We start from the raw sequence: 6,695 nt of genomic DNA, 5'->3' as shown, positions 1-6,695 counted from the left end.
TCATGTGCCCCAGTATTTATTAGATAAGCATTACTATCGAAAGCATGGTCAAGGAGCATATTACGGGCAAAATAATGCCCAGTCGCAGACCCATGCGAAAAGAAAATAAAGTTTTAAATTAGGAGACAATAATTATGACAAACACTATTTATACTAATCCGTTAATTATCCAAAGGGCTGATCCGTTTATTTATAAGCATACCGATGGTTACTATTATTTCACTGCTTCAGTTCCATCCTATAACAGAATTGAGTTAAGAAGGGCAAGAACGCTTGAAGGTTTAGCGCACGCTACTCCAAGAACAATTTGGCGAAAACATGATAGTGGAGAAATGAGCCAATTAATTTGGGCACCAGAGATTCATTATATTAATGAAAAATGGTTTATTTACTTTGCTGCTGCAGAAACTACTAAACTTGACAAAAACGGAATGTTTCAGCACAGAATGTTTTGTATTGAATGTGATGAAGAAAATCCAATTACTGATGAAAAAAATTGGATTGAACATGGACAAGTGAAAACAGGAATAGATAGTTTTTCGTTAGATGCTACTTGTTTTGAGTATAAAAACAAGTTGTACTATGTTTGGGCACAAAAAGATCCAAATATTAGAGGCAATTCTAATATTTATATTGCTCAAATGAAAAATCCATGGACGTTAAAAACAAAACCAGTTATGTTAACTAAACCTGAGTATGACTGGGAAACTAAAATATTTTGGGTAAATGAGGGTCCTGCTGTAATACATCACGATAATAAATTCTTTTTAACTTATTCTGCTAGTGCTACCGATGAAAATTATTGTATGGGAATGTTAGATGCACTTGATGATGATGACCTACTTAATCCTAATAGCTGGCATAAGAGTAAAAAACCTGTGTTTCAAAGTGATTTAGAACACGGTCAGTTTGGTCCAGGGCATAATTCTTTTACTAAAGCAGAAGATGGAAATACTGATATTCTAGTTTACCATTGCAGAGATTATACAGATATTAAGGGGGATCCGTTATATGATCCTAACCGACATACTAAAGTCCAATCATTTACTTGGAATCAAGATGGAATGCCTGTATTTGGGAAACCAGTTCCATATAATTATGAATAGGATGGGGAATAAACATGAGTAGTGAAATAAAAAATGAAAATAAGCATTTTTGGGGTTTTCCATTTACCCACTTTGCATACTTCTTTATTTGGGCCACAGTAAATGGTTATTTAACACTATGGATGGAACAAGTTGGACATTTGAATGGAGCAGAGTCTGGGCTTGTATTTTCTATGATGGCAGGTATATCACTAATTTTTCAGCCATTTTTTGGAGTTATTTCTGATAAATTACTATTTAGGAAAGATTTAATAATAACTATTGGAGTTGTTGGAATTTTTATTGGACCTTATTTTCAATGGGCATTTTTACCATTAATGAAAATTAATTCATTTCTAGTAGCGATAGTGACAGGTATATTCTTAAGCTTTGTTTTAAATGGTGGAGTTAGTGTAATCGAACAGTACGTTCAACGGGCTAGTTTAGCAAACGGCTTTGAGTACTCCCATTCACGTTTAGGTGGTTCTTTGGCAGGTATTGTGGCTTCTTTAATTGCAGGTCGACTATTTCTGTGGAAACCAGACTCAATTTTTTGGTTGTGTTCTATTTCAGCAACAATATTTGTGGGGTTGCTGTTATTTAGTGACAAGATAAATATGGATAATGCTTCTGCAGCAGGTGATACTTCAAATTCATTGAACATGGAAATTGTAGGCTCTGTTTTTAAAAATAAAAATTTTTGGGTCTTGTCAATATTTTATATGGGAGCTTCGGCAATTTTTGATGTTTTTGATCAACAGTTTATTATTTTCTTTAAGACATTTTTTACTACAGCAGCGCAGGGTACATTAGTATATAGTTATATGTCTTCAGCTCAAACTTTAATTGAATTTTTTCTAATGATACCAATGCCATGGATTATTAATAAAATTGGAGCACGAACGGGTTTAATTGCATACGGATTTTTAACTTGTATACGTATATTGGGATCAGCCCTGTCACCAACCTGGGGCTGGGTAGTATTCTTTAGATTACTTGCTGGATTAGAGATGCCTTTACTTTTGACATCAATTATGAAGTATATTGCTGGAGCATTTGATATTAGATTATATGCAACAGTTTATTCATTAGCATCTAATTTTGCTAAACAGATATCTGTATTTATATTTTCAACATTAGCAGGACATATGTATGATGGCTTTGGTTATCAACATACATATGTTATGATGGGTATTTTTGTATTTATTATTACATTATTTGCGGCGATTACATTAAAAAAAGAAAATCGTGTTCAAGCTGGTGAAATTGAAGATGAAACTGCTAGTTCAAGTAATTCTGCAACTGATTCTACGAGGTAGCAGAAATGATAAAGGCTAATTTTAAAGTAACTGCAGATGTGGTTATTGGTAAGATTGATCCCCGAATGTGGGGCTCATTAACTGAGCAACTTGGTAGATCTGTTTATAACGGAATCTATCAACCTAATCATCCCTTAGCTGATAAAAATGGTTTTCGCCGAGATGTAATTGATGCAGTCAAAAAGCTAAAAATACCATTGGTTCGGTATCCAGGAGGGAATTTTGTTTCTGGTTATAACTGGGAAGATGGTATCGGTCCAAAATCAAAGCGACCAATTAGACTAGATTTAGCTTGGAAAAGTATCGAACCTAATCAATTTGGCTTACATGAATTTTTAACTTGGTGTAAGACAATTAATGCTCAGGCAGATATGGCTATTAATCTTGGAACAAGAGGAATAGACGCTGCGCGCAATCTAGTTGAGTACTGTAATTTCCCAGCTGGTACTTATTGGAGCAATCTTCGCATTAAAAATGGACAAAAAAATCCGTTCAATGTTAAATTGTGGAGCTTGGGTAACGAAATGGATGGTGAGTGGCAGATTGGTCATAAAACAGCCTATGAATATGGACGACTTGCACACGAAACTGCTAAAGCAATGAGAATTATTGACCCGTCAATAGAATTGATTGCTTGTGGTAGTTCGTTACATTCCATGCCTTCATTTGGTAGCTGGGAAGAAGAGATACTGGATAATGTTTATGATGATGTCGAGTATTTATCATTACACCAATATTATGATGATAATGATCATGATATTAAGAAGTTTTTATCTTCATCTATTGATTTAGATAGTTTTATTAACGAAGTAATTTCAATTTGTGATGCGGTTAAAGCCCGCAAACATCAGACTAAGACCATGTATTTAGCTATGGATGAATGGAATGTTTGGTATCATTCAAAAGAATCTGATACTAAACAAAAACCTTGGCAACAAGCACCTAATTTACTAGAGGATCATTATACTTTTGCAGATGCACTAGTGGTCGGTTCATTGGCACTAACTTTAATTAAACATGCTGACAGGATTAAGATTGGATGTTTAGCTCAATTAATTAATGTTATTGCTCCAATTGTGACTAATAATGAGGGAACGCCAACAATTTGGTACCAATCAATTTTTTACCCATTTATGCAAGTTGCAAATTACGCTCAGGGAACTGCTTTAAAGGTAAATAGTAAAGTCGCTGATTATACAGTTTCCAATCGGGTAGTTCCATATGTTAGTTCTTCTGCTGTGTATAATCAATCTAAGTGTGAAGTTGTTCTATTTATTGAAAATAAAGCGGCTGAAGAAGTTGATTTTGATTATAAATTAGCTGATTTTCCACAGGTTACGTTAAAAGAAGCAACTCAATTTGCAGGCTATGACTTAGATGAAACTAACGAAAAACAAACTATGCAAATTGAGAATTTAAAGGATATTAATGTTAATAATCAGAATTGTGTTAATGGAAAAATTGCACCATATTCCTGGAACATGATTCGTTTATCAGCAATCAGTCATGGCTGATAGCAACTAAAATCGTAATTAAGATAGTTACTTACTACTATCTGACTAAAGAAATTTTGAGAGGTTAATAATGAAATTAAATAAAGGAAAAGGCCTACTCTTTTCATTAGGAGTTGCGTCATTAGGATTGTCACTTCTAGGTGGAATTAATGAAAAAGTCAATGCTGATTCAAGTACGCCAATAACTACCATTGCTAGCAAAAATCAAATACCAGGAACTAAAAGTCCAAGTTTTCTGTATGGTAGGGGACTTGTAACTACTCATACCGATAAAAGTCACAATGGCAAATTATATGCTACATCCGAACACTATGTGAATGGTACGCCAACATTTTTAATTTTTGAAAGTTTAAATAATGCAAAAAGTTGGAAAAAAATTAGTGAAATTAATGATACCCACAACTTTTTAGCCAATAACACCCCATGGGGCAATCGCTACCAACCATTTTTGTATGAATTACCTGAAAAAATTGGCAAAATGCCTGCTGGAACAATTATCTGCGCTGGCAATTCGATTCCTAATGACTTGAGTAAGACTTCAATCGATTTATATTTTAGTAAAGATCATGCCCGTAGTTGGCAATATCTGAGTACGGTTGCTGTTGGTGGACATGCTGATGTTAATACCACAAGTAACGGTCCAGTTTGGGAACCATTTGTTAGCGTGATTGATCATAAATTAGTCTGCTATTTTTCTGATGAACGTGATAAACCACTTCACAGTCAAAAACTATCACACCGGGTATCAAAAGATGGTATCAACTGGGGTAACGAAGTAGATGATGTTGCATTCAAAGAACCAGCAGCTCGTCCAGGTATGGTTACTGTAGCTCGAATGAAGAATGGTAAATATATCATGACATACGAAGTGGTTAATTCAGGTGAATGGAGGACTAACTACAAGATTTCTGCTGATGGTTTAAACTGGAATGCAAGCGATGAAGGAACTAGATTAGCTTATGGTGGTGCACCTTATGTAGTTACTTTACATAATGGTGATATTGTTGCTAATACTGATGGTAGCGGGGACTTATACATTAACAAAAATAATGGTGATGTCAGAGCATGGCAAGATATCAAAACCAATATTCCTTTAGCTTATTCTCGTTCACTAACAGTTTTACCTAATGATGATTTGTTAATTGTAAGTGGTGGGCCTTTGAAGGCACCGACAGATCCGAATAGTAACGATTTAACATCAACTATTTTTAGTTTTAAATAAAAAAATTAAAGTATCTAGTGAATTACGGTGAATCACTAAATATATAAGTAATGCAAGGAGATTTTTTAAAATGTTAGAAGTACCTAAATATGAATTTTGGTTTGCAGCTGGAAGTCAACACTTGTATGGTGAAGAAACATTAAAAGAAGTAGCTGAAAATTCAAAGAAAATTGTTGCAGGTTTAAATGAAAAAGGTAATCTTCCATATAAAATAGTCTTTAAAGCCGTTTTAACTACAGCTGACGAAGTTACTAAGTTTATGAAAGAAGCTAATTATCAGGATAATGTTGCTGGTGTAATTACTTGGATGCATACTTTTTCACCTGCAAAGAACTGGATTCGGGGCACAAAATTATTGCAAAAACCGTTATTACATTTTGCAACACAATATTTAGACTATATTCCTTACGACACTATCGATTTTGATTATATGAACTTAAATCAAAGTGCCCATGGTGATCGGGAATATGGCTATATTAATGCCCGTTTACAAAAGCACAATAAAATAATTTATGGTTATTGGCAAGACCCTAAAGTGATGAAGCAAATTGCTGATTGGGAAGATGTAGCAGTAGCATATGACGAATCATTCAAACTAAAGGTTTGTCGCTTTGGGGATACAATGCGTGATGTTGGGGTTACTGAAGGAGACAAAGTTCAAGCTCAAATTCAATTGGGCTGGACTGTTGACTATTATGGTGTCGGTGACTTAGTTGCTGAGATGGACAAAGTGAAAGAATCAGAAATTGATGAGCAATTTGCTGAATTAAAAAATGAGTATACTTTAGTTCCTGGCGATATGGCTGAAGCTGAATATGAAAAAACGGTTCGCTATCAGTTGAAGCAATACATTGCTTTAAAACGGTTCTTAGAACGGGGTGGTTACACTGCATTTACTAGTAACTTTGAAGATCTTCATGGTTTAGAGCAATTGGAAGGATTGTCAGCTCAGCTGTTAATGCGTGATGGTTATGGCTTTGCTGGTGAAGGTGATTGGAAAACAGCCGCTTTACTTAGAACATTTAAGATTATGACCCATAATCAAAAGACGGCCTTCATGGAAGACTATACACTTGATTTACGTGAGGGCCATAAAGCAATTCTGGGTTCACATATGTTAGAAGTAGATCCTTCTATTGCTTCAGAAAAACCACGTGTTGAAGTTCATCCGCTAGATATTGGTGGAAAAGCCGACCCAGCCCGTTTAGTATTTTCAGGTTCAGAAGGTGACGCAATTGATGTTACTCTGGCAGATTTTAGAAATAACTTTAAGTTAGTTACTTATGAAGTTGATGCGCATAAAGCTGAAAAAGAAACGCCACATTTACCAGTTGCTAAACAAATGTGGACACCAAAAGTCGGCTTAGAAAAGGGATCTAAGCAGTGGATTCAAGCAGGTGGTGGACACCATACAGTCTTTTCATTTGCGGCAACTGAAGAGCAAGTTAGCGATCTGGCTACAATGTATGGTATTGATTTATGTAGCATAAAGTAAGGACAATTATTAAAAATAAATACACTATTTCAATGTTTTTTGGAGTAGTGTATTTTGCTA

General features: G+C 34.8%; 5 protein-coding genes and 1 pseudogene. All 6 read left to right on the top strand.

The annotated features are described in order from the left end of the window. A pseudogene (araD, locus tag BM203_RS08300) lies at positions 1-109 on the top strand (L-ribulose-5-phosphate 4-epimerase); the annotation flags it as partial. A gap of 25 nt (positions 110-134) precedes the next feature. Further along, positions 135-1,106 (top strand): glycoside hydrolase family 43 protein, encoded by a 972-nt coding sequence (locus tag BM203_RS01610; RefSeq protein ID WP_090092223.1) that lies wholly within the window; start codon positions 135-137, stop codon positions 1,104-1,106. A 14-nt stretch (positions 1,107-1,120) separates the two neighbouring features. After that, on the top strand, positions 1,121-2,404 hold the full coding sequence (locus BM203_RS01605; protein ID WP_090092221.1) for an oligosaccharide MFS transporter: 1,284 nt from the start codon (positions 1,121-1,123) through the stop codon (positions 2,402-2,404). A gap of 8 nt (positions 2,405-2,412) precedes the next feature. Next, entirely contained in the window at positions 2,413-3,918 is a 1,506-nt protein-coding gene (arfA, locus tag BM203_RS01600; protein ID WP_407656041.1) for an arabinosylfuranosidase ArfA, read from the top strand. Positions 3,919-3,988: 70 nt separating this feature from the next. Further along, positions 3,989-5,140, top strand: a complete 1,152-nt coding sequence (locus BM203_RS01595; protein ID WP_090092220.1) for a sialidase family protein — start codon at positions 3,989-3,991, stop codon at positions 5,138-5,140. Positions 5,141-5,210: 70 nt separating this feature from the next. After that, complete coding sequence (gene araA / locus BM203_RS01590; protein WP_090092218.1) at positions 5,211-6,635, top strand: L-arabinose isomerase; 1,425 nt, start codon at positions 5,211-5,213, stop codon at positions 6,633-6,635. The last annotated feature ends 60 nt before the right edge of the window (positions 6,636-6,695 follow it).

The organism is Lactobacillus bombicola (assembly GCF_900112665.1).
GTDB lineage: Bacteria > Bacillota > Bacilli > Lactobacillales > Lactobacillaceae > Lactobacillus > Lactobacillus bombicola.
Note: the sequence above shows the minus strand (reverse complement) of the source record. Positions and strands in the feature narration are given on the sequence as shown.